We start from the raw sequence: 663 nt of genomic DNA, 5'->3' as shown, positions 1-663 counted from the left end.
GAACTCAAGCAGATGGCAATGATGCATAAGGCGATCGAGGATCGTCGTGCTCATAGTGTTGTCCCCAAGGTATGCCCCCCAATCCTGCACGACGCGATTGGAGGTGACGATGACGCTGCGGCGCAGTTTGTAGCGCTGATGGATCAGGGTCTGCAGCAAAGTGCCGGCGTCGTCGGGGATGGCGCGTGCGAGGAATAGATCGTCCAGCACGAGGAGATCGCAGTCGATGATGGTTCGCAGCCGGACCTCGCGTTGTGCCGGAGAGTTCAGGGCGTAGCGGTGGAAGAAGTCGTCGGTCTCAAGATACTGGACCTTGTGGCTTTGCAGGATCGCCTGATAGGCAATCGCCTTGGCGATGTGCGACTTCCCGGTGCCAGGTTTGCCGACAAGCAGAGCGTTCTCGCCAGCGGCAATGAACGCCAGGGTGTGGAGCTGGAAGCAGGTCTGACGTGGCAGTTTGGGATTGAAGGACCAGTCGAACTCGGCGAGCGTCAGCTTTTCGTCGAGCCCGGATTGCTGGTATCGCCGCTCGATAAGACGGGACTGACGACGGTCCAGTTCATCCTGCAGGATAAGGGAGAAGGTCTCGAGGAAGGGCTGGTTGGCGCCCTGCGCCTGGAGCACGCGCGTCTGCAGCGTGTCGCGGACACCCGACAGGCGCAG

General features: G+C 60.6%; 1 protein-coding gene. It reads right to left on the bottom strand.

The features are described from left to right. The coding region (gene istB / locus XI09_RS08455; protein WP_271566432.1) for an IS21-like element IS1631 family helper ATPase IstB at positions 1–663 on the bottom strand (663 nt) is incomplete at both ends.

The sequence above is a fragment of the Bradyrhizobium sp. CCBAU 11386 genome (assembly GCF_028128955.1).
GTDB lineage: Bacteria > Pseudomonadota > Alphaproteobacteria > Rhizobiales > Xanthobacteraceae > Bradyrhizobium.
Note: the sequence above shows the minus strand (reverse complement) of the source record. Positions and strands in the feature narration are given on the sequence as shown.